The 26,785-nt window shown below is 35.4% G+C and carries 22 protein-coding genes and 1 pseudogene; 5 read left to right on the forward strand and 18 right to left on the reverse strand.

From position 1 onward, the window contains the following. The first annotated feature begins 52 nt into the window (after positions 1 to 52). Complete coding sequence (locus DSM02_RS01260; protein ID WP_128763944.1) at positions 53 to 1,465, forward strand: TlpA family protein disulfide reductase; 1,413 nt, start codon at positions 53 to 55, stop codon at positions 1,463 to 1,465. 95 nt (positions 1,466 to 1,560) lie between these two features. Here DSM02_RS01260 and DSM02_RS01265 read toward each other — a convergent pair whose 3' ends face one another. From DSM02_RS01265 to DSM02_RS01305, 9 genes are all read right to left on the reverse strand, one after another. Then, positions 1,561 to 1,734 (reverse strand): adenylosuccinate synthetase, encoded by a 174-nt coding sequence (locus DSM02_RS01265; protein ID WP_128763945.1) that lies wholly within the window; start codon positions 1,732 to 1,734, stop codon positions 1,561 to 1,563. Between the two features lie 384 nt (positions 1,735 to 2,118). Further along, positions 2,119 to 2,454 carry a n-acetylglutamate synthase gene (locus tag DSM02_RS01270; RefSeq protein WP_128763946.1) on the reverse strand — a complete coding sequence of 112 codons (336 nt, stop codon included), beginning with the start codon at positions 2,452 to 2,454 and terminating at the stop codon, positions 2,119 to 2,121. Positions 2,455 to 2,764: 310 nt separating this feature from the next. Beyond that, positions 2,765 to 3,676, reverse strand: a complete 912-nt coding sequence (locus DSM02_RS01275) for a helix-turn-helix domain-containing protein (RefSeq protein WP_128763947.1) — start codon at positions 3,674 to 3,676, stop codon at positions 2,765 to 2,767. Between the two features lie 6 nt (positions 3,677 to 3,682). After that, complete coding sequence (locus DSM02_RS01280; protein ID WP_128763948.1) at positions 3,683 to 4,516, reverse strand: SDR family oxidoreductase; 834 nt, start codon at positions 4,514 to 4,516, stop codon at positions 3,683 to 3,685. Between the two features lie 392 nt (positions 4,517 to 4,908). Next, positions 4,909 to 5,559, reverse strand: coding sequence for a DUF1349 domain-containing protein (locus DSM02_RS01285; protein ID WP_240673949.1), 651 nt, complete (start codon positions 5,557 to 5,559; stop codon positions 4,909 to 4,911). Between the two features lie 523 nt (positions 5,560 to 6,082). Next, positions 6,083 to 6,694 carry a DapH/DapD/GlmU-related protein gene (locus tag DSM02_RS01290; RefSeq protein WP_128763949.1) on the reverse strand — a complete coding sequence of 204 codons (612 nt, stop codon included), beginning with the start codon at positions 6,692 to 6,694 and terminating at the stop codon, positions 6,083 to 6,085. Positions 6,695 to 6,997: 303 nt separating this feature from the next. After that, entirely contained in the window at positions 6,998 to 7,828 is an 831-nt protein-coding gene (locus DSM02_RS01295) for an SDR family NAD(P)-dependent oxidoreductase (protein ID WP_128763950.1), read from the reverse strand. 82 nt (positions 7,829 to 7,910) lie between these two features. Continuing rightward, the gene (locus tag DSM02_RS01300) at positions 7,911 to 8,804 is read right to left on the reverse strand and encodes a helix-turn-helix domain-containing protein (protein ID WP_205875041.1); all 894 of its coding nucleotides are present in this window, start codon (positions 8,802 to 8,804) and stop codon (positions 7,911 to 7,913) included. A 239-nt stretch (positions 8,805 to 9,043) separates the two neighbouring features. Further along, positions 9,044 to 9,541 carry a hypothetical protein gene (locus DSM02_RS01305; RefSeq protein ID WP_128763952.1) on the reverse strand — a complete coding sequence of 166 codons (498 nt, stop codon included), beginning with the start codon at positions 9,539 to 9,541 and terminating at the stop codon, positions 9,044 to 9,046. Between the two features lie 876 nt (positions 9,542 to 10,417). Between DSM02_RS01305 and DSM02_RS01310 the strand changes: the two genes are divergently transcribed. Next, positions 10,418 to 11,314, forward strand: coding sequence for a DMT family transporter (locus DSM02_RS01310; RefSeq protein WP_128763953.1), 897 nt, complete (start codon positions 10,418 to 10,420; stop codon positions 11,312 to 11,314). A gap of 276 nt (positions 11,315 to 11,590) precedes the next feature. Here the strand turns inward: DSM02_RS01310 and DSM02_RS01315 are convergent, their stop codons facing one another. The 4 genes from DSM02_RS01315 to DSM02_RS01330 all read right to left on the reverse strand — a co-directional run bounded on the left by DSM02_RS01315 (position 11,591) and on the right by DSM02_RS01330 (position 16,257). Continuing rightward, a complete protein-coding gene (locus DSM02_RS01315; RefSeq protein ID WP_128763954.1) occupies positions 11,591 to 12,721 on the reverse strand; it encodes an epoxide hydrolase family protein in 1,131 nt (376 codons plus the stop codon). Between the two features lie 177 nt (positions 12,722 to 12,898). Beyond that, entirely contained in the window at positions 12,899 to 13,339 is a 441-nt protein-coding gene (locus tag DSM02_RS01320) for a carboxymuconolactone decarboxylase family protein (protein ID WP_128763955.1), read from the reverse strand. 67 nt (positions 13,340 to 13,406) lie between these two features. Then, positions 13,407 to 13,982: a Crp/Fnr family transcriptional regulator gene (locus DSM02_RS01325; protein ID WP_128763956.1), complete on the reverse strand. Its 576-nt coding sequence runs from the start codon at positions 13,980 to 13,982 to the stop codon at positions 13,407 to 13,409. Positions 13,983 to 15,168: 1,186 nt separating this feature from the next. Beyond that, entirely contained in the window at positions 15,169 to 16,257 is a 1,089-nt protein-coding gene (locus tag DSM02_RS01330; RefSeq protein ID WP_128763957.1) for a hypothetical protein, read from the reverse strand. Between the two features lie 108 nt (positions 16,258 to 16,365). On the opposite strand from DSM02_RS01330, the gene DSM02_RS01335 reads away from it, so the two are divergent. After that, the gene (locus tag DSM02_RS01335; RefSeq protein ID WP_128763958.1) at positions 16,366 to 18,798 is read left to right on the forward strand and encodes a TonB-dependent receptor; all 2,433 of its coding nucleotides are present in this window, start codon (positions 16,366 to 16,368) and stop codon (positions 18,796 to 18,798) included. A gap of 45 nt (positions 18,799 to 18,843) precedes the next feature. On the opposite strand, the gene DSM02_RS01340 is transcribed toward DSM02_RS01335, so the two are convergent. Genes DSM02_RS01340 through DSM02_RS01350 form a run of 3 tightly spaced genes read right to left on the reverse strand, consistent with a single transcriptional unit; the run spans position 18,844 to position 20,840 of the window. Then, positions 18,844 to 19,470 carry a hypothetical protein gene (locus DSM02_RS01340; RefSeq protein WP_128763959.1) on the reverse strand — a complete coding sequence of 209 codons (627 nt, stop codon included), beginning with the start codon at positions 19,468 to 19,470 and terminating at the stop codon, positions 18,844 to 18,846. Beyond that, positions 19,457 to 19,963: an RNA polymerase sigma factor gene (locus tag DSM02_RS01345; RefSeq protein WP_128763960.1), complete on the reverse strand. Its 507-nt coding sequence runs from the start codon at positions 19,961 to 19,963 to the stop codon at positions 19,457 to 19,459. Before DSM02_RS01345 ends, DSM02_RS01340 begins: the two co-directional genes overlap by 14 nt. A 10-nt stretch (positions 19,964 to 19,973) precedes the next feature. Next, positions 19,974 to 20,840, reverse strand: a complete 867-nt coding sequence (locus tag DSM02_RS01350; RefSeq protein WP_128763961.1) for a TraB/GumN family protein — start codon at positions 20,838 to 20,840, stop codon at positions 19,974 to 19,976. Positions 20,841 to 21,101: 261 nt separating this feature from the next. On the opposite strand from DSM02_RS01350, the pseudogene DSM02_RS01355 reads away from it, so the two are divergent. Further along, positions 21,102 to 21,581 (forward strand): annotated as a pseudogene (locus DSM02_RS01355) (IS91 family transposase); the annotation flags it as partial. Positions 21,582 to 22,152: 571 nt separating this feature from the next. Here DSM02_RS01355 and DSM02_RS01360 read toward each other — a convergent pair. Together DSM02_RS01360 and DSM02_RS01365 are read right to left on the reverse strand one after the other, a co-directional pair. Next, positions 22,153 to 23,073 (reverse strand): helix-turn-helix domain-containing protein, encoded by a 921-nt coding sequence (locus DSM02_RS01360; RefSeq protein WP_128763962.1) that lies wholly within the window; start codon positions 23,071 to 23,073, stop codon positions 22,153 to 22,155. A gap of 14 nt (positions 23,074 to 23,087) precedes the next feature. Further along, complete coding sequence (locus tag DSM02_RS01365) at positions 23,088 to 23,927, reverse strand: SDR family oxidoreductase (protein WP_128763963.1); 840 nt, start codon at positions 23,925 to 23,927, stop codon at positions 23,088 to 23,090. 778 nt (positions 23,928 to 24,705) lie between these two features. Between DSM02_RS01365 and DSM02_RS01370 the strand changes: the two genes are divergently transcribed. After that, positions 24,706 to 26,577 carry a glycoside hydrolase family 97 protein gene (locus DSM02_RS01370; protein ID WP_128763964.1) on the forward strand — a complete coding sequence of 624 codons (1,872 nt, stop codon included), beginning with the start codon at positions 24,706 to 24,708 and terminating at the stop codon, positions 26,575 to 26,577. Positions 26,578 to 26,785: the final 208 nt, after the last annotated feature.

Here is a 26,785-nt window from a genome sequence, read left to right on the forward strand (position 1 = left end):
ATTGATGCTAAATTGCTAAATTTAAAATTCCTAACCACTCCAGCTCAATTTTATGAAAACTGATCTGCTATTTCTTGTTGCTTTATTTTTTATTATTTCTTCTTGTAAGGACAAACAGGAATTTGCTGTGGTTCATTTTAAAAACATTGACGAGTTTCCTCAAAAAATCATTGCTACACAACTTAGCAAAAATGGCATTTCACAAACAGACACTTTCAATCTGGATGTTCCAGAGAAAACATCTATTTCCCTAGAAATTGAAAGACCACAATATGTTTATATTCAGCGAAATTCTAAAAATTCCCGTTTATTTCTTACTCCGGGTACAGACCTGACCATTCGGCAAAAAAATGGAAGGGATGTATTTGAAGGCGACTTAAAAGGTGAAAACACCTATCTCGAGGAGTTTTATAACAACGAGCAGATTGAGGTGCTTAGCTGGGATTATAATGCCTCCTTCAATACTTTTAAAGAGCAGACTACCGCTTATTTTGATTTTATGAATAATTTGCTAGACACTTATATCGCTGACACAACTTCTTATTTCTACCGTCTGAGTAAATTGGATAACCGAGCCTTTGAAAACAGCGCGATTCTGGATTATGTATTGACCCGTACTCCTTCTGATAAGAAAGACAGTTTATTTCACGTAAATATTGACAAAGATTTGTTTGATTTTAAAAAGCTAAAAGACTATACTGCTGCCCCCTATCTTCTTTCCTTTTATGAAAAAAAAGGATTTGAATATTATGGCAGGGAAACCTATGGAGTGTATTTTGATAGTATACGGCAAGCAGCAGAACATTATGTTTTAACCACAGATGTACTTGCTGAAAACATCCAGCCTCCTTTTAAGTCAGTCATCCTGTATAGAAATCTGCAGTATTATCCAGAGGAATTTGATTATGTACCAGACTCCTTAAAAGCTAAGTTCACGACTCCACGTAAGCTTATAGATCGGTATCAAAATGACTTGAATGATGAGTCTTATGATGAATTACTGGCTAAAATAGCTCGCAATGAATCTAATAAGCTACGGTACGCATCAGGAACCACTGTACCTGATTTTAAGTTACAGCATGCAAAACAGGAAGAAATAAACTTTAGAGATGTATATACCGATAAACCTATTTTAATAGATGTCTGGGCTTCCTGGTGTGGCCCCTGCATACGTAGTTTTCCTAAAGTACACGAATTACAAGAGCTGTATCAGGATGATTTAAAGGTAATTTCAATATCTATAGATAAGACTTTTGATCTTTATCAAAAAGGACTGGATAACTATGAAGTGCCTGGGTCATTTAAATTATATGCCGAAGGAGGCTTTTCGAGTGCGTTTGCCACACATTTCAATATCGTTTCCATACCAAGATATATTTTACTATCTGCTGATGAAAAGGTCATCGAGGCCACGCTATCTTTAGCCGATTTAGAAGAAAAACTGAAAAATAGGTTTGTCAAATAAGTAAAAGTTGCTTAAAAGCAACAAAGCCTAATCTCAGACGCTATTTTAGAATTGGCATTCATAAGTTATATTTAACTTTTACCCAACAAGAAGCCTCAATCCTTAGGTTTGTTCCGTTTCCTTCTCCAGATTATGTAACCTACAATAAGAAGTATGGGAAGTATAACAAAAACGATTACCTCAAAGGGATCCTTAAAATCCACAGGAAGATTATCATCGGGATTTTGAGTTCCCTGAGGTAATTGGTATAAAAAGAATTTCGTCTGCATATCTGTAAATTAAATCTTTTACCAATACTGCTATATTAAAGAAAACACAAATTTAAAACAGTAGCTCATATGATACTAATTTCCTTTCTTATGTTTATGTGGTTTTGTACGCTACCCCCGATTAGAACTGCTTAATTTCCCAAAACTTGTTTAAAATTATTGTCGCCATGGTGCCTATCTGGTTGGATAGCTAGGATCAAATTGTGTCGTTTTGTCGGTCGATTAGTGCCAACCATTGGGGTTTTGAATTGTGGTATTTTGATGTTGAGTTAAGCTTACACTTTGCCTTATTTACACAACATTACAAAGATTCGCTTGAGCCGGTGTGAGACTCCACTTTACCTCCTCTATTGGCAACTGGCTATTATATGTTATTAATTCAAACTACAATTCTTCTAAAATGGAATTTCCGCTAGACATATCACCAGAAGTCCATTTCCAGCTTTCATAGAGTCTTAATTTTCCATTTTCGTTAAACTCCGGTTTTGAATAACAAATGCCCGTCATTAATTCTCCTCTTTTATTGATTTGATGATAACGCATTTCGATATTTCCATTTTCGTCCACTAATCCGATCAGATGCCCTTTTATTATTTGCCCACCCTTATATTCAGCTGTCAGGATGTTGTTTATTTGTTTATACTCAAATATAGTTTCTTCTGTAGTTTCGCCATTCTCTGTATTATTAACTGGTTTGAATTTCTTGTTGTTGTAGTCCATATATTTTAAACTATTTTCTCGATTTTTATGCTTGCACCCAATTCGTTATATCCCGATAAATATACCTATTGCCCCTTTACATTTCCCGGAATAACCACAACTTTCATCATGTTTACCAATACATAACATTAAAATACCACATCCCCACACAAACTAGCTTAGGGTAATCTGTATAACCTAAAAAAATAAATCTATTTAAAAAAATTAAAAACTTACTCAGTCAACACGGCGTTCAAGCTGGGCTCCTGCTATGTTATGGGACAAGCTGTACCGATCGCACGAACGCTAGTTATTAGCGGTAGTAATCTTTTTAATTAAATGATGTCCTAAACTGTAAAGGTGTTTGTTGTGTATTTTTTTTAAACATAGTACTGAAAGATTGGGGGTATTCAAACCCCAAATCATAAGCGATTTGCTTTATGCTTAAATTAGTTGTTGAAAGCAGCTCTTTTGCTCTTTCAACTAGGGATTCCTGAATATGGGTTTGGGCATTTCTGCCGGTTGAATTTTTTAATAAATCACTTAAATAATTGGGAGAGGTATGGAGTTTTTCCGCAAAAAAGCTCACTGTTGGTACACCCGAAAGTTTAGCTTCATTTTTAAGGTACTCATCCATTAATTCTTCCATTTTTACTACAATATCATTAGTTACAGAACTTCGCGTCAAAAATTGCCTGTTGTGAAAACGCTTTGCATAATTGAGTAGAAGGTCAATGTGTGAAACTATTAAATCCTGACTGTAATGATCTATGTTGTTTTCTAATTCACTTTGTATTTGAAGCATCAAAGACATAATGATATAATCCTCTTTTCCAGATAGGTGAAGCGCCTCTGCAGTAGCATAAGAGAAAAATCCATAATTACCAATATTCTTACCTAATTCATAATGCCGTATCAGGTCAGCTTTAAAAACCATCATATATCCTGACACGGGTTCACCTATATAATTTGTGACAGAAAAAATTTGACCTGGTTTGGTAAAACTCATTACACCTTCATCAAAATCATAATGACTCTGTCCGTAACGGAATTTACCTGACGCACCTTTTTTAATCGCTACACAATAAAAATCATAATAAAAACTGCTCCAAATATCACTAGAGTCAAATCTTAAAAGCTCAAAATCAATCACGCTTATCAAAGGATGAATAGGCTTTGGCAAATTGAATAATCTATGAAGTTCAGATATGGTTTCAATTCTATATGGAGCCGCATTCTTCATCCTATTTTAATCAAAATCTGTAAATAAAGATAAGGTTTTCCATTCTTGCATTTCTTCTTTTTCGTTTTTACGAACTTCTAGAATGGCAGTGTAACTATCAGATCCCAAAGGAAGGTGCAAGGGAGGATTCGGCATTTCTGCGAGTTTAAGTACTACCTGTGCTAATTTTTTAGGATTCCCCAACTGTTTACCATCAACCCCTGTAAACTGTTCTATCTGTGTATCTAAATTATAGGCATCCATTTTATGTTGAGCAGTATGGAGTGTTTCCGCATTCATAAAATTTGTTCGGAAAGTTCCTGGAGCCAAAATACTTACTTTAATGCCAAATGGCGCAACTTCCTGAGCCAATGCTTCCGATAATCCTATAACAGCATATTTTGAAGCACTATAGCTGCCATTGCCAGGATAGCTCATATACCCCATCATAGAAGCAATGTTGATGATATGCCCCGAATTTTGCCTGCGTAGGTGTGGCAAGACATTTCTAAGAATATGGGTTATTGCAAAAAGATTGACATCCATTGTTTTTTTAAATTCCTCATCACTTAACTCTTCGATATTCCCCAAAAGGTTATAGCCCGCATTATTGACTATCACATCTAGTTTACCAAAAGTTTCTATCCCCTTTGAAACAGCATTTGCAACCTCTTTTTCATTGGTAATGTCCAGTTTTATTGGAAGTAAATTGCTGTCATATTCTTTAATATTTTTCAACAGTGTATTTGTATTTCGAGAAGTCGCAATGACTTTATCGCCATTCCTTAAAACTGCTTTTGTAATTTCAAGTCCCATTCCTTTAGAGGCACCGGTAATCAACCAAACTTTTTGTATTTTCATTTTTTTGTTTTGAACAAAATTACAAGGCCAGAAGATTTATAAAGTTTTCAAATCAAGGATAAGCGTATTTAAATTCAAGAATTGGGCTAATTTGTTTTAGTACCACTAAATGACTAAGTCAATCTTAATGTTACTCCTATCAATTTTAAACTAGACCTTTGGGACGATACAAACCAATGTAAATAGGTTCAAGAGCTTTCAGACTATTAATTCCTTTTCATATTTTCATTTTTTGTCTTGATACGGAAAAGTATGTCTTTGAGCGCATTGATTAGGCTGGAACCCTAAAGATCAAGACTGCTCTATAATTGGGAACCTTAAATGGCTTAGTCGTTATATTCTGGAAAGGAGGCTTAAACGTCAAATTAATTTAAAGATGTTTTAGAGAGTTGTTATTCTTTATTTTTTTCTAACCATTCTAATCTTCTCAAATCAGGTAAGTGTTTTATATTAAATTCTTCAAATATAGCTTTGAATCCTTCTCCATCAGGGCTTGCTGCCATCATACCTACCTTAACCGGAACATCGCCTTTTAGATAACTTAAATTACTCATCGTATAATTTTCTCCATCAAGGGAATAGAATATTTCAACAGCATCTAATCGTCTAACAGCCTTAATCCATACCGAACGAGGTTGTTGTGACAATTGAATCACACTCCAACTACTTTTAGTATCGGTAACTACGGTACTGAAATTATATTTACCGTCAACATATTCAATTCCTGTCTTTATCCAATGTTTTTCATCAACTCTTAGCATCATTCCCATTTGATCAAAGCGGGTTTTATATTCTCCTGTTATTTTTAGGGTTGCCTCGAACTCTCCTCCTCTGGTTGTAAAATAAAATGGTCCATCGTCTACTGTAAAACCATAGTGTGTTTCACGCCAATAGTCTGATTGCGGGGTCACGAACATTTCCAATTTATCTTCTGACACTTGCCATGAGGCAGGTTCATTATACCAATTCATAGTTTCTATTTTTTGAGAAGATGCAAGTGTTGCTATCATCATGAGTAACGGTAAAACAATATTTTTTTTCACTTTATTCTTGTTAAGTATTACGAATTGTAGTCTATCTCAAAACTATCTGTTTATTTCTTAAAAGTAGTTGAAGCGTGTTCGATATCCAATAAAATTTAAATAATAGACAAGAGTGACCTCAAGGCAATACCGTTTGCATATCCTTCTTTTAACGACCTCATCAAACTCTAAACACCTGATATTTAATTCTCAAGAGCAGTATTGAATGCTATCCCAAGGTTGATGCCCCTTTTAATGTTGTAAGTAAAAAGCATCAGCCCTAAATCTGCCAACGCTGCTTGTAAACCTCTTTTGGTTCGGTAGGTGTACTTCAAAGAAAAACAAGCCCTCCAAAACACTATACGAGTTCAGTGCAGACCTCAAATAACCATCCTAAAACAGACTAACTCCTATAGAAGGCTGACCGAATCCCGCTATCGGGACGGTTCAGTCAACACGGCGTTCAAGCTGGGCTCCTGCTATGTTACGGGACAATCTGTACCGATCGCACGAACGCTAATTGTTGTTGCCCGTTTTTTTTCCGTTATAGTTGCTCAATTAATTCCAATCTTTTCACAATCGAGTTTTTTTCAAGAATTGTTCCCGGGGATAAAACTGCATTCGCACCTATTCTCGAATTGTCGCCTACCAAGGCTCCGAATTTTTCGACTCCGGTATCAATTACAGTATTTTTGTATTTTACTAGAATCTTTTTGTCCGCTCTTTCATTGTAATGGTTTGCTGCTATTGAGCCTCCTTCGAAATTAACTTTTTGTCCAATAATACTATTCCCGATATAGTTTAAATGCGCAATTGCTGTTTCCGCACAAATTATGCTGCTTTTAATCTCAGAACTTGGTCCAATATTCACAGATTTATCCAAGAATACTCCTTCTCTAAAATATGCGTTTGCTCCGATGCGACAATTTTGCATTGCTATAAAGGGTTTTTTAAATGTAACTCCGCTTTCTACACTTACAGATTTATGAATTGCTATTCCGTCAGAAACTTTAAATTCCGTTCCGAGTAATGGAAGTATTTTCTCAATGATTTTTTTCAGATTAATAGTCAATTCCCACGGTGCTAAGATTTGCTCCGTTTCCAGAAATTCTGGAAGGTTTGATATGAAATTCTTAATGTCCATCTTTTGTTCCATTTGACAATATTTATAACTTACAAAAGTTCAATTTAATCCAAATTTTGATTTCTGTAAATTGATTACAATGTTTTGCACATGGCTTATGGCAGTTTCGAAGCACTTTCCTGACCACCGAAACCAAAGTTAGCTGTGAAGCGAAAACCTTACTGTGAGTTGTCCATCCGTCATAAGTAGTATGCTTAGCTTTTATCTTTACACCTTAGTATTCTGTCTTGATAGGTTTGCATAGTTCAATTAGCAGTCCATTGTTATCTGTTAGATAACAATGGACTTGCAATAAAAAACTGGACTTTAAGTTGCTTATTTGTCAAAGTCTGTTGATAAAGAAAGAATTTTCCATCCGTCAATTTGCTTTAATAAATGATTGGTTTTGTCTATCGCTCTTTTGTGGGCATCACTTCCTAAAAATAAAAGTGTTGGAGGATTTTGGCTATTAATTAATTCAATAAAAGCGTTCGCAACTTTGTCGGGGTTGCCTAATTGTTTTCCGTCTATTTCAGTCATTTTTTGGTGTGCAGCTCTCAAAAAACTGTAATCGTCAATTTGTTTTTTGCCGAAACTAATCGAGTCTGCTTTTGCGAAATTAGTGCGAAACCATCCGGGTAAAACCGCTGTAACGTTTATACCTAATGGTTTCAAATCATTCGCCAATGCTTCAGACAAACCTGTTACCGCAAATTTTGCTGCGGAATAAATACTCCAACCAAGTCCTGGTGCAAAACCTGCGATTGATGAAATATTAATAATATGTCCCGAACGCTGATTGCGTAAGTAGGGCAATGCTTGCTGAATGACTTTTACAACAGCAAAAAAATTGACATTGAAATTGTCATTTATTTCTTCGTCCGATAATTCTTCTATTGCTCCGCCAATTCCGTAACCTGCGTTGTTTATAACTACATCTATTTTTCCAAAAGCGTACTTAGTGCTTTCGAATGATGTTGCAATTGATTTTTCGTCTGTTAAATCAACTTCCAAGGGCAAAAAGTTTTCATTCGCAATGCCCGAAAAAGCAGAAATTTTTCGTGAAGTTGCAGCAACTTTTTCTCCTTGTAATAATAATTGTTCTACTAAAGAACGTCCAATACCTTTGGATGCTCCCGTGATGTACCAAACTTTTGAGTTTTCCATTTTTATACTTTTGTTGTGGTTACAAAATTAGAATGGATTTCTTGGAGATGGTAAGTAGGATAGAAATCAATATTTGTAAAAATCAAACCAATTTAAAAGAACTCGGGTTTATTCCTGTTTGTTTTTTAAAGAATTTATTAAAATGTGCAGGGTCGCCAAAACCCAAAGTTTCACTTACTTCCGAAATTGTCCAATCGGTGTGTTTGAGCAAAATTTTTGCTTCTGTACCTATTCGTTCAAATATGTGTTGGCTCGTTGTTTTTCCTGTTACTTTTTTTACGCACCTATTCAGATAATTAACGTGAACAAACATTTTCTCTGCGTATTCATTAGGCAAGCGAAATTTTAGTTTGTCAGACTTGTATTGAATAGGGAATTGCTGTTCCAATAATTCTGTAAAGATCATTGTAATGCGTTTGCTTGCATCCCCATATTGAAAAAAATTTTCTGGCGGGATCCATTTCATTGCCAAAAAATATAATTCGCTTACATAATTTCTAATCAAATCATACTTGTAGATGTAATCTCCTTGCACTTCTTGAAGCATTTTTGAGAATAAGTTCTCTACCTCTTGACAGCTGGTTTTTGATAGCTTAAAAATAGGTGGATTTGATGATTTAAAAAGAGAAAGATTGTCTAAATCTAACTTGTAATTGCCTTGAAAAAATTCACTTTTAAAAACGCAGAAAGCACCTTTTGTTATGGCTGATAAAGGTTGATACGAATAAGGAATATTCGGGTGGAAAAACAATAAAGTATTGCCGCTTACTTTTATATTTTGATTTCCATATCTAAACGTATTTTCACCTGAAAAAAGCATTATTTTAAAGAAATTTCTGCGAATGTGAATTGGAAATTCTTCATTTTTTCTCATTCGGTTTTCAATCTGAAACACATTGAATTGTCCGATTGTATTGTGAAGATTTTCAGGATATTTATTGAACTTGTACTTATAAAATTCTTCTATTGATTCCATTTTAACTATTTGCATAAACGAAACCAAAGTACAATATATTTTCCGAATGGATTTTTGGTCACCTATTTCTGGAAATGACGAAGTTTGCAATGACCATAAATCAGGAATATAAGTCCATTTTAAAGGGACATCATGTTGCTGATTTACAAACGGTCTAAAACTAGAAAACCGCTCATCCCGAGCTATCGGAACGGTTTAAATGAATGCGTTTTTTAAATAGTTAAGGGGTTGTGCAACGACTACCTGCTTGTTGTAGAGCGTTTTTTATAGTTATTTGCTTTTACTGTGTTACTTTTCCTTTCTATAGATTTTATTTTACCTTCTTTGATTTCCACTCTTATACCAATATCTTTCTTCAAGAAACCAAAATATTCATAGTGCTTTCCGCAAATAAGGATCAGGTCATATTTTTTGTTCTCGTCCTGAATTTCAATCAAGTCAACATTTAGTTTGGTATTTTTAATTTGAGTTTCTTTTTTTTGTTCTGCTTTAGTTAGTGTAGACAATAAGTACTGCTCAATTTCATTTATATAATCTTCCCTATTTTTATTTAGATTGTTAACCTTTTCAATTTGATTTTGAGAGATTTCATTCTGATTAAATTTTATATATAAATCGTAAAATTTTCTGTTGCTATCATAAACTACTTCTGCAAAATAAAATGAGCCATGACGCGAAAATTCTCGTTGAATTTTTTCCAAGGTTAGTATTTCAGATTGTTTAATTCGGTTTTTCAATTTCTTCAAATTTGGTTAATGCACCACAACTCGTTATATCACACTAAATTTATACATATCCGCTGAGATCTGATAGGACTTGATGCTGTAATTATAAGATACTGTACAATCAAAACTGACTCACCTTGCTGAGTACCTGGTCGCTACCCTACTTCTATTTTCGATCCATTTACCTGGTGATCTAATAAGGCCTAACCTCCCCGGGTTTCAATCAGATACTTGCAACTATTTTGTAGTTGGGTTATGCCCTGTTGTCTCCACATGTCAATCGTATAATTCCCCAACAACGCTACCTGAATTTCCTTTTTAAAGCGTTGCTATTGATTCTCGTGCAGCATTTCCCAATTTTCCAGAATGACCGCGCTGACACTCTATACGCTCCGGAGCAGGTATTTTATCACGTTTCTGGGCATTGATCCGGGATGCTGCCGGTAGCAGATTCCAGAGGTCTTTTTTTTTCCAGATAGAAGAGGGAATTACTTTGTGCCAAGCGTTTTGATTTCATCTCGCCTTTTGCTTTTACTGCTATAAACGGTTACCAAATGTCCGTTTTTCACTAACCTTGTGTGATTGGTTTTCCAATACGATCCAATGATGCTGTCAATATACTTTTTATATTTTTATCTTTAAACTTTGAAATACAAAGGTCTTATGGGTTCTTTTGGTGTGTGTTCTAATTGAGAATTTTTGTCGTCAAAATGAGAATAAAAGTCCAGATTATTGAGATAAGTTCAAGTTATACAAACTATAATTTGATAAAAGCTATTCGTTATTAGTTAGATAATATTTCAATAGGGTATTTTTATGAATTACTTTATCAATGGAGAACAGGCTTGTGAAAAAACATCATCTTAACACTGAAATTACTTACGAGTTATGAGTTTTAAAAACACCAAGCAATTAGGTTTCTTAGCTGCCTTATTCTCTGCATTGGCTTGGTCAACTACAGGTATATTCGTTCGATTTTTAAAGGATTTCTCTGCCTTGGAAATTATAGCCGGACGTTGTTGTATTGGTCTGATATTTATTCTTTTATTTTTCCTAATTCGCCACTATTCATTGGGTAAAAAATTATGGAAGTCTAAACAAGCCTGGGGATTGGGAACCCTGATGGCCTGCTATTTTATGCTTGTTGTAATTTCTTATCAGATTGCGCCGGTAGCAGAAGTTTCCATACTTACAAATACAACCCCTTTATTTGCGTTGATTTACAAAAGAAGTAAAGGGCTTTCAATTTCTTCTCAGGAGATGTGGGGTATATCTTTGGGAATGATTGGTGTGATCTTAGTGGTGATCTCTGGGAATTCCTCTCCCCAATTTTCTTCTGGAACATTGCATTTATTGGGAGATTTTATGGCATTACTTGCCGGAGGAGCAATGGCATTCTATTCTATTCTTTATAAGAACATTCCCGAGGAGAAAAAACCCTCCTCACCACTAGCAAGCTTTTTTACATTCTTTGTCGGCAGTGCAATAAGTCTCCTTATCATTGGTTTTTCTGGAGATAGTGGTGCTATTATTAATTCTCTTGATGTTAATGCTTTATATCTATTCCTGGCCTTAGGAATCTTAGCTACCCTTTTACCGACATTGTGTTACGCCTACGCTTCTTCGGTTTTGGCTTCAGTCACAGTTACCTCATTAAGGTTGCTTACGCCATTATTGGCTGCATTTTTAGCTATTATATTTCTAGATGAAATTCCCGGTTTCTTGTTTTGGCCAGGAGCTTTAATTCTTCTGATGGGATTGTTCCTGATTATAAAATCAAAATAAAGGTATTAAGATTTTTATAGCACTTTCTACAAATAATGGTCGATTTGGAAAAGCCTTTCCCCTACGCTACTGTCTACAGGTTAAGCGACAGGAGTGTTAGCTTATACGAGTAAACATAGCCTATAAGGATTAGACTTTTCTCAGCAGCGTTAACTCAAACCTTGCCTATTTGCCGGAGCGTTAGGACTCCCACTATACAACGGGACAGGCTGTACCGACCGCACGAACGCTAGTTATTAACTGTGGTTTTTTCATTTTTAAACTATAGCATTTTTTCTATATAGCTAATTCTTTAAAAAAATCTTTTATATCTTTTGCTAATAAATCTGGTTTCTCCATTGCTGCAAAATGTCCACCAGCCGGCATTTCAGTCCAATGTGTAATATTGAAACCTTTTTCGATATATGAACGTGGTGGCGTGGGTAATTCTTTCGGAAATTTTGCGAATGCTACAGGGGTTTTTATGTAATCATTTTCGCCAAGTTGTAAGGGATATTTGCTGTTTTCGTTATACATTCGAATGGATGAATGAATTGTTTGAGTCATCCAATAGAGTGTTACGTTTGCAAGTAACTCATCCTTTGTAAATATGGAATTGATCTCTCCATTATTATCGCTCCACGAATTAAATTTTTCAATAATCCAAGCACATAATCCTACGGGCGAGTCATTTAATCCAAAGGCTAATGTTATAGGCTTTGTACTTTGTATAAATGAATATGCGGCTTCTTTAGTAGCCCAATCTGATGCGTATTTTTGGAAAGCTACAACTTCACCTGTCAATTGCTCCCCATCTTTTAAAAATGGTTTGTAAGAGCCAGAAATGTAATTTAGATGCAAACCAATTAGGTTTAGAGGATATTTTAAAGTGAGCCAAGAGCTAACTCCGGAACCAATATCTCCGCCTTGAGCTCCATACTTTTCATATCCTAATTTCATCATTAATTTGTGCCATAAGTGAGCCACAAATTCTGAATTGCAACCTTCAACCTGACTTTTCCCTGAATATCCAAACCCAATAACGGAAGGAATGACTAAATCAAAAGAAATTTCTTCATCATTCGTCAACATTGGTATTAGCTTAAGCATTTCGAGAAAAGAACCCGGCCAACCGTGAGTTATGATTAATGGAATGTTTTTTTCACCTTTTCCTTTAACGTGTATAAAGTGAATATCATAACCATCGATGGTCGCCATGAAATTTGGAAAAGAATTTATTTCAGCTTCTACTTTTCTCCAGTTGAATTCGTACAGCCAATAATTGGATAGTTCTTTCATAAAAGAAAGATTGGTTCCGTACATCCAATTTGAGTTAGTTATTTCATCTGGCCAGCGTGTATTTTTAATTCTATTTTTTAGGTCATCAAGAATCTCTTCAGAAATACTGGCTGAAAATGGTCGTATCATTGTATTTTTTTGTCAGAATTTTCTGTTTTAGCTCAAATGTTAATCAACGGTTAGTAATTTAAAATGTAGAAGATTTATGAGTGCTCTTTTTCGGTTTTAAAACAAAGATAGCAGAAAAGAACTGAACTTTGAGTTTAGCTCTTAACTGCTATTTTTATATAGGGTGCTCGCAAGAGTTTATACTCCTAGCTCCATATGGGTACTTACAGCAATTCGGTTCCAAGCATTGATGGTGACCACCATCATCATAAGTTGAACTAAATAATTATCCTTGAAAAGCTGTGTTGCTTTCTCGTAAGTTTTGCTTGATAAACCTTGATTGTGAATCAAAGTTATTTCTTCTGTAATTTCAAGAATTACTTTTTCTTCTTCTGTAAATAAATCGGTTTCTCTCCAAGCATTCAATAAAAAAATACGCTGATTTGTTTCTCCATTTTTTAGTGCATCTTTTGTATGCATATCAATACAGAATGCACAACCATTAATTTGAGATGCACGAATTTTTATCAATTCTTTATGAGATTTGCTTAATTGGGTGGTGGCCAAGTAATTTTCTAGAGCATACATTGCTTTGTATGCTTGCGGTTCTGTTTTGTTGATGTTGACTCTTGTTTCCATTTTGCTCTTATTTTTTAATTAATAGCACAAAGGACGGGCACTGAAAAAAGAAAAATCTTAAACTGGTTTAAGAACGCTTGTGATTTCTAATTTCACTCAAATATTCAGGTGTAAATCCTAAAAAGGAAGCAATTAAATATTGGGGAACACGCTGTACAAATTCAGGTTGTTTGCTTACCAATTGATGATAAAACTCCTCTTTGGAAAGAGAAAAAAGATACTTTACGCGCATTTGCGAAGCCGCATACGCTCGTTGATAAATGAAACGGAAATAGCGTTCCATTATTGGCAATTCTTCGACAAGCTTTTTTTGATTTTCTTGACTTATGCAAAATACTTCTGACTTTTCAACCGCTTGAATATAGAAAGATGTTGGAAGTTGGTGCTCGTAAGCAATATTGTCTGTAAGCCACCACGTTTCTATAGCAAATTCTGTGGTCTGTTCTATACCTTTTTCGTTTATGAAAAATTTTCGAATGAGCCCCTTCGTTACAAAATAATGATACCTACATATTTGTCCTTCCTCCAATAGATTTTCCTTTTTAGAGAAAGTCCTGATGCTGAAAAATTTCAGTATGTTGTCAAAATCATCATCACTACATACGATGAATTTATTTAGATGTTCTTTTAGTATTTGCGACATTGGATTGTGTTGTTTTAATTGCAGGTAACTCGTTATATCCTGATAAATATACCCATTAGCCCTCTAATTTTTCCGGGATAACCGGAGCAGGTGTTCCTGTTTATCAATCGTAAACCTAAATTAGAACATCAATAACAAACTCGTTTATAAAAGTCCTTAATCACATCAAAAAGCATCTAATTATTTTATAAATACGGCGTGTAAATTTCTAGGAATTGTGTTCCTTGAAAAGGTAGCATGGCATCCACAACTATTGGAATAGAACCTTAGCGTTATACCTCCCATACTACTACCCTATTTCTATTTTAGATTCATGTACCAAGTAATTTAATACCGCCTCACATACCGACCCACAGGGCGCACCGACATATACATAACTATTTTATAGAAGCCTCTTGGTAGGCAATTGGGACAGATTCTCTCATATTGAAATATTACTGCAAATTCCAGAAAAGAACGTAAAGAGCATTATAGTCAAAGTAGCAAGTAAACTACTGAGCCGGCCCCAGGCAGTAATTAAAACAGAAACTCCCTATACCATAGAGATAGTGGCTTAAAATAAAATATAAATGGACATGCTCCTCCAAGGCTTGTTGAATCTTGTGAGAAGCGTAGAGGTTCCCAAGATAATTCGTAAATCAATATCTTAATAAGATCTCGTGGATGCTAACTTGATGTGCCTTTTTCTTTAAAGGTTCTCTCAACAGAACTTATATCAATCTGGCTGATAATCGCATTAAAATACGTACAGGATGATTTTCTGGAACACAATCATCATAACTCAGCGACAGAATACTTAATTGAGCCTAATTATTGGCTTTCAGAGTATTAGGTTTAATAACCTTAAAATACTAAAATCAAAAAATAATCTCAAAAAAAAGACTGTCTTTTTAGACAGCCTCTTTTTAAACTATTTAAGTACTTACATTACTAGGGTCCGGGTAGTATTTCTTTTAGACATTCTTGCTTGATGCTCTTCACGCATCATTTCTTGGACCCTTTTCATCTTTAAAGGTTAGCTGGTAACTTTTTCAAGATTGTTAATCATTCTGCCAATTGGGCTTTCACTTTAGCTTAGGACTCCTCATCAATTATAAAATAAATTCAGACCCTATGGATTACTTAATAATAAATCCATTATCATCAAATAAATAACTTTAGACTTAGGGGTATTGAAATAAGCAAGTTATTCTAAAGATAATGTAAGAAACGTATTAAATTCCAATCCTGTAGAAGTTACGGCCTTAATTGTTATTCTATAATCCCCTCCTGCCAAGGTGTTATTTTCTTTGGTGGTAACTTCGCCAGTTTCTTTGATTATATTGAAAATTCCGTCAAGATCCTCATAGGTTTGCTCATCTTTTTCAATCTTTACAATCTCATAACTTCCTGAATATTCTGATGGATAAAGTACTGGAGCACTAGTTTTAGAGCCACCTGCTTTTGAAAGGTGTAATAAATTAATTAAAATACTCATATCACTTTCAGGCAGGTAAAATCCATAAAAGAATTTTATTTCCGGAATGAATATTACTTGAAACTGTACACTACAAACCGGAAACCCATTTTTTAGCAAACTAGGGGTTAGATTATACTTTAATTCTTCTTGCTGTGAAGGGTTCCCTTCAACTCCTGAAAAAAAAATTTGATTATCGCTCAAGGTAATGCTTTCTGCATAATCTTTTATTTCAGGCAAAGACCAAGTTAGATTATCAGTATCAATAGCAGGTGCATTTAAATTGAATTTAGTTTGATCATTGCTGTAAAGAGCATAAGAAAATGAAATACCATCGCTTATCTCAGCTCCTTCCACTTGAATTGATCCAGGAAGAACTTTTATAGAAATAGTCTTTTCGCCTATTGGATTATCATTACTATCAAATGCTAAAATTGTAACGGTATATTCTTCAGGTATTTGCTGCTCATTAATAGATGAGACAGTTCCGGTGGGGTACACAAGAGCACTTTTAAAGTTTATACGCGCTTGACCAGTATTAGACACCACCATCGCTTGTTTGAGTTGATCATGCAGGTTTGTCGAATTGTCGATCTTCACATTAGCTGTTTGGCTAAAGTCTAATTCAAATTCTACAGAATTTGCTTGCTCCTTTATTTCTGATAAGTCAATTGTTAAGTCGTCACCATAGGTCAATTCATAATTCGACGGCAGGTCAATAGAAATAGTTTCAATAGGAGCTTCATCATCTTTGCTGCATGAGAATTGGAATACGGTCAAGCAAATAAGTGCCAAAATTTTCTTTTGTTTTTTTATCATGGTTTTCAAATTTTCAGCGAAAGTAATCTAATTAACTATATTATCGCAACAAAGTTGCATTAATGTAAAAGTTTGATATTTTTGCACGCTTTAACTCCACTACTACAAATGCAAAAGCACTTTCCAGTCATTCTTATTTTATTTAGTGTTCTTACCTCTTTACCAGCTGTTTGCCACGCTCAAGAAAAGATGGATACCGATAGTCTATCTGTTGTTAAACTCTTTGAAGTTATTGTTAAGGGGAACTCAACTCAATTTTCAAAAGAGAAAACTAGTTCTATTGATTCAGAGCATCTTACTAGAGAGAAGATAGATCTTTTACAGTATCAAACATTGGGAGCTACCCTTAGCCACCTTCCAGGGGTACAAAATTCATATTTCGGTCCTAACTCAGGGACACCCACAATTAGAAGCATGAGCGGAAACCGCGTCAAGATTCTATCAAATGGATTAGAAATCAATAACCTATCTGGAATAAGCCCCAATATTAATATTAATGTCGATTCAGAAAACCTACTAAGCATTGATGTTTATAAAGGAGAAGCTGGTGTTCTATTTGGAGGAAAAGCTATAGGGGGAGCTGTTAATTTACAGGATAATACCATTCCTGAAGCACAGTTTAAAAAGCAATTGGAAGGCTATGGTGTTGTTGAAGGAGGTAGCAATAGTGGCTATAGACAGGCAGTAACTATAAATGGTAACTTAGGAAAAAATCTGGCATGGTATATAGGAGGGATGAATCGCTGGAATGGTGATCTGAAAATTCCTGGAAATACAAAGGCTCCTATTGCATATGATAAAAATATTGATGACTTAACACAGTCACTTGCCCAGGTAAATGTAGATGCAGAAAACATACGTAATCTAAGTCTTTACCCCTACATAAGTCAGTACGTTTTAGATAAACTAGATGATCCTAAATTAGGGTTGACAGAAGATGATCTTTATACTTTTAAAGAATATTCATACATCAATGGGCAAGATATTCGGAATCCTGTAAATGATTTATTTATTCCTAATCAAGATCCTGATACGCCACTCTATGAAAAGGTTGTTCATGGAATTTCAGATTATGCTCCGGTTACTAAAGGGATCATGCCTAATAGTCATTCTAAGTCTAAGTCTTTGAATATAGGTACTAATTATAGTCGTGATAATCTTAGCGTTGGAATAGGCTATCGATATATAGAAGGGTTTTACGGTATACCCGGTTTTGCATTAACAAATCGACCAACCCACAGTCATGATCACGGTCATAATCATGACCACGGAGCGGTTTCTAGTTCTGAATATGCTCCCATAAATACAGCCTCAATCTCAAGCAGTATTTTGTTTGAATCTGAATTGCAAGCCAAAGAATCCTACTTTTCATCATTCCGCTTAAATTATACTTTTCAATATTCCGTTGATCGTGAATTAATTGGGGAATTTCTAGGCAATAAATTTGATAGCAACCGCCAAGCTTTCCGAATTGAAGCTCAACAAAAGCCTTGGAAGTTTGGAAGCGGAATGAGCGGAATTGATTATTCTTTTCTCAAGATGAACGGTAAAGGGGCTCAGCGTTATTTACCAAATAATCAAAGTCAGGAATTTGGTGTTTTTACATTGCAAGAATTAAAATTTAGATCCTTATTAATGAATTTGGGTTATCGCCATGATTGGATTGCAAGAAAAGCATTGCCAGATCCAACGTATAAGCCTGGTAGAGGTTTGGCTGGAGGGAATTTATCAGCTCGCTATTTTGATTTAAATCATTTTACGGCAGGCATACGCTGGGATTTCTTTAAGAGTGCTTTCTTAAAAGCTAGTTTTAATCATGGCGAACGGGCTCCTAATGTTAATGAGCTCTATGCGGGAAATGACCATTTTGCTATTATGATCGAAGAAAATGGGGACGATCAATTGAATAAAGAAATTGCTAATACGTATGAATATGGCTTAGGTTTAAACTATAAAGGGCTCAACTGGAGCATTACCAATTATCACACTACTTTTAATAACTACCTTTACCTTGCACATACCGGAATTGCCCGTTCGGGAGGCTTTTTAGTTAAGGAATGGAGAGGTTCTGACACCGAAATATCGGGTTGGGAAACAACCTTAAACTATCAGCGCAGCTTAGGAAATAAAAGTAGTCTTGAACTATCTACTTTCTTTGATTTGGTCAAAAGTAAGAATGTTTCTGACGATCCATTGAGAAAATGGGCCGAAGGTGATTATATGCCTAACTTACCCACAAGTAGATATAGTATTTCCTCAACATTTACTTACCATAAACTATTATTTCATACTTTGTTTGAACGCTATCTTAAACAAAAGTATTTAGGTAAGAACATCAATCCAGAACCTGCTATGCCTGCTTATTCTTTACTTTCAGCACGAATTGGCTACCCATTAAAAATTTTTCTGCAAGAAATCGACGTCTATGTTTCTGGTGATAATATACTCAATATTGAAGCCCGACCCCAAAATTCATACCTGAAATATCTCGCTCCTCTGCCAGGAAGAAATATTACATTAGGTTTGAAATTAACATTATAATTAAAATATGGGGTTGTGCGACGACTAGCGTTTGTTGTGGCAGTTTTATGCAGCATTAATTTCGTCCAATGTTTTCTCAATCGTTTTTATATACTTGCCATAGAGATAATTTGTCCACCAATTTGTAATATAGACAATTAAAATTGAGATTAATAAATAGCCAACGATATATAATATTAAATAATTGGGACCAATATTTAAAGTGATAATATCATATAACAATGATTCTTCGAATTTAGCTTTTCCTGTATAAACCACGAAAGCTAAAAGTGGCAATAATAGACTTCCCGATACTATGGCGGTTTTGTAAACTTCTAAAGTTAAATTAAGTTCGTTTAATATATTTATAAGAACCTGCTTAGAGTTTAGGGATATATCTGTAGTACGTTTAAGGAAAGTACTCATTTTTAATAAATATGTAATTGTGATTAATGTTATTATAAATAGCAATATAAAATACAATCCTTTTGCAATTTCATTCATTTCCAAAAAAATCGGGATAGAAAAAAAACAAATAAAAACTAATATTTGGGTTAAAATTTCATTTCTTAAGTTCCGTCTCACTTTGAGAAGTGGTAATTGAGTTGTTTTTAATTCTTTAATGTTCTGTGGAATTGTCTGATCATCCATATTATCAGAATCCATTTTACTTTTTATATCATCTAAATTCATATCCTTGATTTTTTACGATTTCTTGTAATTTACTTTTTGTTCTATTTATTTTTACACGAACATTTACTTCAGAAAGCCCTAAATTTTCAGCTATTTCTTGACCTGAAAACCCTTCAATATATTGTAGTATTAACGCTTTTTCAATTTTGTTCAACTTTTTTACAGCTTTATAAAAATGAACTAACTGCTGGTCTTTTTTAGTGTTATATCCGTCAGGTTCCATAGGTTCAACTTTTATTGATGTGTATTTATCAGGCTTGCGTTTTTCTTTTTTAAAGAATACAATTGCTGTATTTAAAGCTACCCTATACATCCACGAAGAAAACTCACTATTCCCTTTAAAAGAATTTAATGACTTCCACATTTGTAAAATGATTTCTTGAAATAAATCCTGCTGGTCGTCAAGTTTATCAAAGTACATTCTGGAAACTTTGTATAGAATACCTTTGTGTTGATTGATTAAATCTAAAAATTCCTGTTCTGTTATTTTCATCAATAAAATTCTATTTAAAAACAGGCGTAACTGTATATCCTTTTTCTCTTAAAAGATGGATTATACCATAGTCATTTGTTAAATGTCCTGCACCTATTACAAAGAGATTACTTCTCTCTTTCATCATAGATGGCATCTTTTTAACCCAATTTTTATTTCTATCTATTTGCATTATTTTTGTGGCATTTTCATCCATATATTGCTCTTTAGTAATTAAGTCAACAGTTTTGGTAATTTCTTCTTTGTTGTAAAACAAAATGGCATCATTAAAATCCTTTTTATAGGAATCGAACAACATAATCTGTTCAAGTGCAAATTCTGTTGGATAAGCGTTTTTTAAAATCTCAATTTGTTCCGAAGCTTTTTCTAAACTGAATATCGGTTTTTCACTTTTATTGGCTAATAATGTGATTTCATTTTCAAAAGATTTGAATGTAGTGCAGGGCAACATTTTAGAAATTAAAATCGAATTTAAACCTGATAGGCCATAAGAATCGTAATTTTTTAAATCTACACCTGTGACCTTTGTAACAAGCTTATTTAATTCATTGTATTGTTCATTCGATATTTCATCCGATATTTTTTTCGGATTACTCATTGAATTTTGAAGTTCCTGCATCTCCTTTGAGTCAGATAAATTGACTTCCAATACTAATGCGTTCACATTTTGAAGTGCTTCACTTACTTTTTTAGGTATTTTGAACTCATTTTCACACATTATGTGTATAGTTCCAAATAAATAAGAAGGTTCTTTAAAGTCTACGTGCTCTACTTTCCATAAAATAGAATTCTCTAGTTTTATTTTTTTTTGTGCTTGTGAAAAATTGATAAATAAGACGGTTGAAAAGATTGCTGTAATAAATTTTGAATGTTTCATTTTTATGTTTTTTTAGAATTCGCTAGGTAAGTATTGGAATCTAAAATTTGTTACAAAAAATAAAAATTGCTCTTAATTATAGAATTATTTGAGTGCGAACGGGTTGTTTTATAGGTATAGTCCTAAAATATGGCTACAGTTTTAAAATTGATTTACGCTGTTAATTTGTATACCGCATTTGGTGTTCTATAGTTTAAAGATAGATGTAATCTTACCTCATTATACAGAGCGCAAATGCCGCACCGCTGCACCAATGCATCCTGTAATACAGTGCACCTGAGCTACCACAGTTGCCGCAACCGCCATTGCCCGAAGTGCCAAGGGCACACAAGGAGCAATGGATTAGGGCACGGCAAGAAGAACTCTTGAATGTTCCTTACTTCCACGTGGTATTTACCCTGCCTTCAGAACTCAACCGCTTATGCCTGTAGGAACCCAAATTGCTCTTTAACTTGCTGTTCAAAACCGCCCGGGAGGTCATTACCTGCTTTGCATCCAACCCTAAATTTCTATGTGCGAGTCCCGGGATGAGTGCCATTCTGCATACCTGGGGACAGAACCTGTCCCTGCATCCCTGCCTTTGCCGGCAGGCAGGCCCACCTTCATTGCATCGTGCCTAGAGGTGGGATCACCAAAAACGGTAAGTGGAAATCTGCCCGGAATAAGGGGAAATACCTGTTCCCGGTCAAGGCTATGAGCAAGGTGTTTCGAGCTCGTTTTGTTGCAGCGTTACTTGAAAAAAAATAAAACAGAACAAGCCCAAAACCTTTACCAAAGCTTGTTTAAATAGGTACTTCGTTTATAAAAGTCCATAATCAAATCCAAAAAGATATCATTATTTTAGAATTACAGCGTGTAAATTTCTAGGAATTGCGTTTGTTGAAAATGGTAGCATGGCATCCACAACTATTGGAATAGAACCTTAGCGTTATACCTCCCATAGCGTTAGTATACCGCTACCCTACTTTTGCTATGCACTATTCTTGGGTGGATCTTGAGTGAATGGAGCTCTGAGAATGTATAAAATGAAATACTTGCAGTATGGAGAACTCGCGGCAGGTAATTTAATAAGTTCGTCTTGAAGAACCAACTTGACCTCTATACAAGAGCCATTCGCCTACCCTACTGTGAGCCCGTTAAGCCACAAGCGTCTTTGCTTATATTAGTAAACTACCTTGGGCATTTAAATACAGAATAAAAACAAGGGATTTATAAGTCCTTGTCAAGAGGGCACGAAGAAGTTTTTCTCTTGCGTAACCAATAGGTTGTAGGTGTAAGATTAGTATTAGTTCTTGTATTAGCTCCTGCAGTTCTAATTAAAACTAGCTCTAAATTCTGAAGGAGATTGTTTGGTTTTGCTCATAAATAGTTTACTGAACGACTGGGAGTGTTTAAAGCCTAATTCATAAGCAATTTCGCTAATGGTATCATCTGTGGTAGAGAGCTTCTCTTTGGCCCTTTCAATCACCTTATTTTGGATGTGTTGCCGCGTATTTTGTCCGGTCAAGGTTTTTAATAACGAACTGAGGTAATTGGGTGAACTATTCAATTGTGCTGCAATGAACTTTACGCTTGGTAGGCCACTTTCTAAAAGACTTTCGTTGTTAAAATAAGCTGATAAAACCTCATCCAGTTTGATCAGGATTTGTTGACTGTTTTTGTTTCTTGTAATAAACTGTCTTTGGTAAAATCTTTCCGAATAGTTGAGTAGTACCTCCAGTTGTGCGATAATGATATTCTGAGTAAACGTATCAATACTTGAATTGTATTCCTGTTCAATATTTTGCATAATGTTGATGATCAAGTCTTCTTCTCTTTTTGATAAAAACAAAGCCTCATTAATCGCATATCCAAAAAAATCATATCGTTTAATATTTTTGGCTAATGGAGTGTTCCAAATAAAATCAGGATGGATACAAAGAATCCACCCTGATTTATGTTGCTCTGCGCCTTCTATCACCTCAAAACTAACCACTTGACTAGGAGCTATAAACGACATCAATCCCTGATCAAAATCATATTCTTGCTGTCCATATCCAAATTTCTCTTCCAGATTTCTTTTCAATCCTATGGAATAAAAATTTTGCACCCAACATACCTTATTCGTGGTGGTCTGATACTGTACTTTGCTGTAATCTACCAAACTCACCAATGGATGATGAGGAGCTTCTAGTCCGGCTGCTTTATGAAAATCGTTTACCGATCGTATATCGTGAGTTATTTTACGCTCCATTTTAAAAGTGAAAATTAATAATCTGTAGCAGTCGCCAATTCTTTATGAAGTGCCATTTCGTTTTCTAAAGTCTCCATTTTTTGCTGTGCATATTGGTTCGCATCAGTTCCTAAAAATAAATGTAAGGGCGGATGTTCCATTTCTGCTAGTTGCATTAAAACTGCAGCTGCCTTTTCCGGATCTCCTGTTTGATTTCCGGCAATATCATCTAAGTGTACCTGTTGCAAATCACGAGCTTCCTTGTAAATAGACATCTCATTTTGGGGTAAGACTAAAGAACCCTGATTTAAAAAGTTTGTCCTGAAATATCCGGGATAAACAACTGTAGCGGTAAGACCCAATGATTTGATTTCTGCTGAAAATGATTCTGTTAAACCTGCCAAGGCATACTTTGTAGCACAATATATTCCCCAACCGGGAAAACTACCTACAAATCCTGCTATAGATGAGATATTGATAAAATGTCCAGACTTTTGTGTACGCATAAAAGGCATCGCCTTGCGAATGACATTGAGTACGCCAAATACATTTACATCAAAATTCTCACGTGCCTCAGCATTGGTTAGTTCCTCCAAGGTACCCAGTTGCCCGTAACCGGCATTATTTACGACCACATCCAGTTGTCCAAAGGTATCTTTTGTTTTTGAAAGAGCATCAGCAACACTATCTTCATCTAATAAATCCATTTCTAAAGGTAGAAAATTTGAAGATGATGTTTTGACCGCTTCGATCAAAGCGTTGAGATTTCTGGAAGTCGCAGCTACCTGATGACCGTTGTTGAGTAATGTTTTAACTAAGTTAAGCCCCAAACCTTTTGAAGCTCCTGTGACAAACCACTTTTTTTTAGTATCCATAGTTTAATTTATTAATGATACGGCAAAGGTCTGCAACAGTATCCCCTTCCATGTATCCCAACTTAAGAATGTTGTAGTCAAAACGTGACCCTATGGTTCAAAGGGAAACGTGTTGATGTCTTTATTTTTAAGATTATCCTAGTACCTCAAGTACTTTGAACTTCCTCTCACCTCCCACGCCTCAAAACCCCGGGTTTTGATCAAATACTTGCAGCTATTTTGTAACTGCGTAATACCTTGTTCTTTTCAGGTGTTAAACTTATGATTTCCCAATATTCCAGTATAACGATCACGCTGTCGCTCAATAAGCTCTGGAGCTGGGATTTTATCGCTTTTAGCAGCGTTTACATTTCGAGCAGCAGGTAAAAGATTTCAGAGCTCGTTGTTTTTCCATTGGTGGTCTAGTGCGTAATTCTCAATCCGTTTCCCGGTCCATGCACAAGGTATCAACCATAAACAAAATCTTCGACAGCCTCTAACAAACGATACCTATACTCGGGAGAAAATCAAGACCACAAGAGCATCCAATAGCTCCAATATCTAGCTCAAAACAGACTAATCTCCATAGCGGGCTTACCGACAAAGCCCCGGTTAAGAATCTTTGAGCTTACTTCACCTATTGAATTTATTAGTAAATTACCCACATCCAGATTCGGATCAATAGGTCTGACTGTTTTAGAAAAAAATATTAACACGAATGATCCAAATACATCTAAAATAACCTATAGCATTTCAGAAATGTGGCTCAATCCCTAAATGGAATTACTTAAGTAAACTTATGAAAACTAAGATTTTAATTGTCTTTGTACTATTTACATCATTTTTGCTACAGGCTAAAGGTGAATATAGCGTACCTAACGTGTCTTCTGGCTCGGCCATATTTCCTGTGGTAATCACATCGCCAAACAGCAGACTACAGTTAAAATTCACCCGCCACCCCGATGGGGAAATCACCTATTCCTTTACTGCCAATTCGAAGAGGATGATTACAAACTCTAAAGTGGGATTAACCGGTATTGGTAAGCCAGTACCAACTAGTAAGTCCACTCGTTCTATAAGGTCTATTTGGAAACCGGTTTGGGGGAAAAGGGCAACTGTGCCAGAAAATTATAACGAACTTACATTAGATTTAAAAACGTATAAAATCATTGTTAGAGCATATGATGATGGGGTAGCGTTCAAATATGATTTCCCTAAAGAAGAAGCGGTTGATGATTTGACTCAGTTCAACTTCAGCGGTAATTATACCGCATGGTATTACAACGGAGAAAACGCCAACATTGGTCCTGAGCAACTGTCAGACTGCAGTGATAACCGATTACCAGTAATGACTATAAAGGTAGATGATACCAATTATATGGCTATTCACGAAGCTAATTTATCATGGGGTGAGCCGCTAGTATTGGGGTCAAAAAAAAATGTGAACTTATTTACTATCGCGTCTAAACCCAACAATGCCTGGAAGGTTATCATGTATGGTAATAAGCCAGGAGAATTGGTTGATTCGCATATCATAGAATTGTTAAATCCTTTACCATCAAAAGACTTAGATTTCTCGTGGGTAAAACCTGGAGTCGCCGTTTGGGATTGGCGGATCGCCGGTGCGCAGGTCGACGGTTTTAAATATGATATGTCACTTCCTTCCTGGAAAAGAATGGTGGATTTCGCTTTTGAAAACAACATTCGCTATCTGGCACTTGATGCCGACTGGTATGGTCCTGAATTTGGTAAAGATTCAGATCCGCTTAAAGGTGGCAAAGTATCGCAGGTGCACGAAATCATAGCGTATGGTAAAACAAAGAATGTAGGTATTTGGCTATATCTTAATGATGTGGGCGGCCGTAAGTTTCCGATAGATCTCACCTTAAAACAATATGGGGATTGGGGTACTGCAGGAATCAAATACGGATTTATGTCGGGCAGTCCTGCTGAAAAGAATGAACGTACGCGGATGATCACCGAATTGTGTGCAAAGAATCATCTATTATGTGATTTTCACGATGGCCCGGTACATCCTTATGGACAAATGCGCACGTTTCCAAACGCGGTTACCCGCGAATACTGCCAGGCACAGCTTGATGGAAGCACTGTTTTAGAGCCTAAAACATTTGTTACCTCGGTATTTGTAAATATGCTTGCCGGACCACTTGATATGAATAATGGACTTGCTGACCTCAAACAGACCGGAAGAATTCATAGTCCTGCCTACTCTACTAATACCACATTGGCTGGTGAGGCTGCTCGTACGTTAATTACTTTTTCAGGGGTAACCGTAATACCCGATATCCCTGAGAGTTATAAAAAACATCCTGAAATCCTTAAATTTATTGCATCACAAAATATGCCCTGGCTGGAAAGCAAAACTCTTATGGGTGAAATAGGCGAATATATTGTGATGGCGCGGCAGGCCAGCGATAAAACATGGCTAATAGGCGCAGCAACAAATGAAAATTCACGGGAATTAGATATTCCTCTTACTTTTTTAAATACGGGCACATATAAGGCTCTGATAATTCAAGATGGTGATACTGCTGATTATCGTACACAAAATGAGAGTTATAAAACATCGCACAGAGCGGTAAATTCGACAGATACATTGCATGTTAAAATTGCGCCAGGTGGGGGCGCCTGTATTCTACTAAAGCAGTAACGGCTCTATTAAAAAACTGAGTATATTTTTGGCGTTTTGAAGCTCTTAGAACCTGATTCCTCTTCATCTTTGTATCAGTGGGCTGGTTTGGTGTAAGCTATTTTAATAGCTATTGCTTGGTTAAAAATATTCCTCAAGCCTTGAACACGTACATAGGCTATCTTTAATTCTGGGTATTCAGTAAACCCTATCTGCCCCTGTCTTTCTG

This window comes from Leeuwenhoekiella polynyae, from assembly GCF_004104075.1.
Classification (GTDB): Bacteria; Bacteroidota; Bacteroidia; order Flavobacteriales; family Flavobacteriaceae; genus Leeuwenhoekiella; species Leeuwenhoekiella polynyae.

Bases quoted from the DNA above. Each gene is read 5' to 3' on its own strand.
- DSM02_RS01330 (WP_128763957.1), bottom strand. From the start codon at position 16,257: ATGATAAAAAAACAAAAGAAAATTTTGGCACTTATTTGCTTGACCGTA.
- DSM02_RS01315 (WP_128763954.1), bottom strand. From the start codon at position 12,721: ATGATACGACCATTTTCAGCCAGTATTTCTGAAGAGATTCTTGATGAC.
- DSM02_RS01325 (WP_128763956.1), bottom strand. From the start codon at position 13,982: ATGTCGCAAATACTAAAAGAACATCTAAATAAATTCATCGTATGTAGT.
- DSM02_RS01270 (WP_128763946.1), bottom strand. From the start codon at position 2,454: ATGGACTACAACAACAAGAAATTCAAACCAGTTAATAATACAGAGAAT.
- DSM02_RS01300 (WP_205875041.1), bottom strand. From the start codon at position 8,804: ATGGAATCAATAGAAGAATTTTATAAGTACAAGTTCAATAAATATCCT.
- DSM02_RS01265 (WP_128763945.1), bottom strand. From the start codon at position 1,734: ATGCAGACGAAATTCTTTTTATACCAATTACCTCAGGGAACTCAAAAT.
- DSM02_RS01310 (WP_128763953.1), top strand. From the start codon at position 10,418: ATGAGTTTTAAAAACACCAAGCAATTAGGTTTCTTAGCTGCCTTATTC.
- DSM02_RS01350 (WP_128763961.1), bottom strand. From the start codon at position 20,840: ATGAAACATTCAAAATTTATTACAGCAATCTTTTCAACCGTCTTATTT.
- DSM02_RS01335 (WP_128763958.1), top strand. From the start codon at position 16,366: ATGCAAAAGCACTTTCCAGTCATTCTTATTTTATTTAGTGTTCTTACC.
- DSM02_RS01345 (WP_128763960.1), bottom strand. From the start codon at position 19,963: ATGAAAATAACAGAACAGGAATTTTTAGATTTAATCAATCAACACAAA.
- DSM02_RS01320 (WP_128763955.1), bottom strand. From the start codon at position 13,339: ATGGAAACAAGAGTCAACATCAACAAAACAGAACCGCAAGCATACAAA.
- DSM02_RS01370 (WP_128763964.1), top strand. From the start codon at position 24,706: ATGAAAACTAAGATTTTAATTGTCTTTGTACTATTTACATCATTTTTG.
- DSM02_RS01365 (WP_128763963.1), bottom strand. From the start codon at position 23,927: ATGGATACTAAAAAAAAGTGGTTTGTCACAGGAGCTTCAAAAGGTTTG.
- DSM02_RS01280 (WP_128763948.1), bottom strand. From the start codon at position 4,516: ATGAAAATACAAAAAGTTTGGTTGATTACCGGTGCCTCTAAAGGAATG.
- DSM02_RS01360 (WP_128763962.1), bottom strand. From the start codon at position 23,073: ATGGAGCGTAAAATAACTCACGATATACGATCGGTAAACGATTTTCAT.
- DSM02_RS01260 (WP_128763944.1), top strand. From the start codon at position 53: ATGAAAACTGATCTGCTATTTCTTGTTGCTTTATTTTTTATTATTTCT.
- DSM02_RS01340 (WP_128763959.1), bottom strand. From the start codon at position 19,470: ATGAATTTAGATGATATAAAAAGTAAAATGGATTCTGATAATATGGAT.
- DSM02_RS01275 (WP_128763947.1), bottom strand. From the start codon at position 3,676: ATGAAGAATGCGGCTCCATATAGAATTGAAACCATATCTGAACTTCAT.
- DSM02_RS01290 (WP_128763949.1), bottom strand. From the start codon at position 6,694: ATGGAACAAAAGATGGACATTAAGAATTTCATATCAAACCTTCCAGAA.
- DSM02_RS01295 (WP_128763950.1), bottom strand. From the start codon at position 7,828: ATGGAAAACTCAAAAGTTTGGTACATCACGGGAGCATCCAAAGGTATT.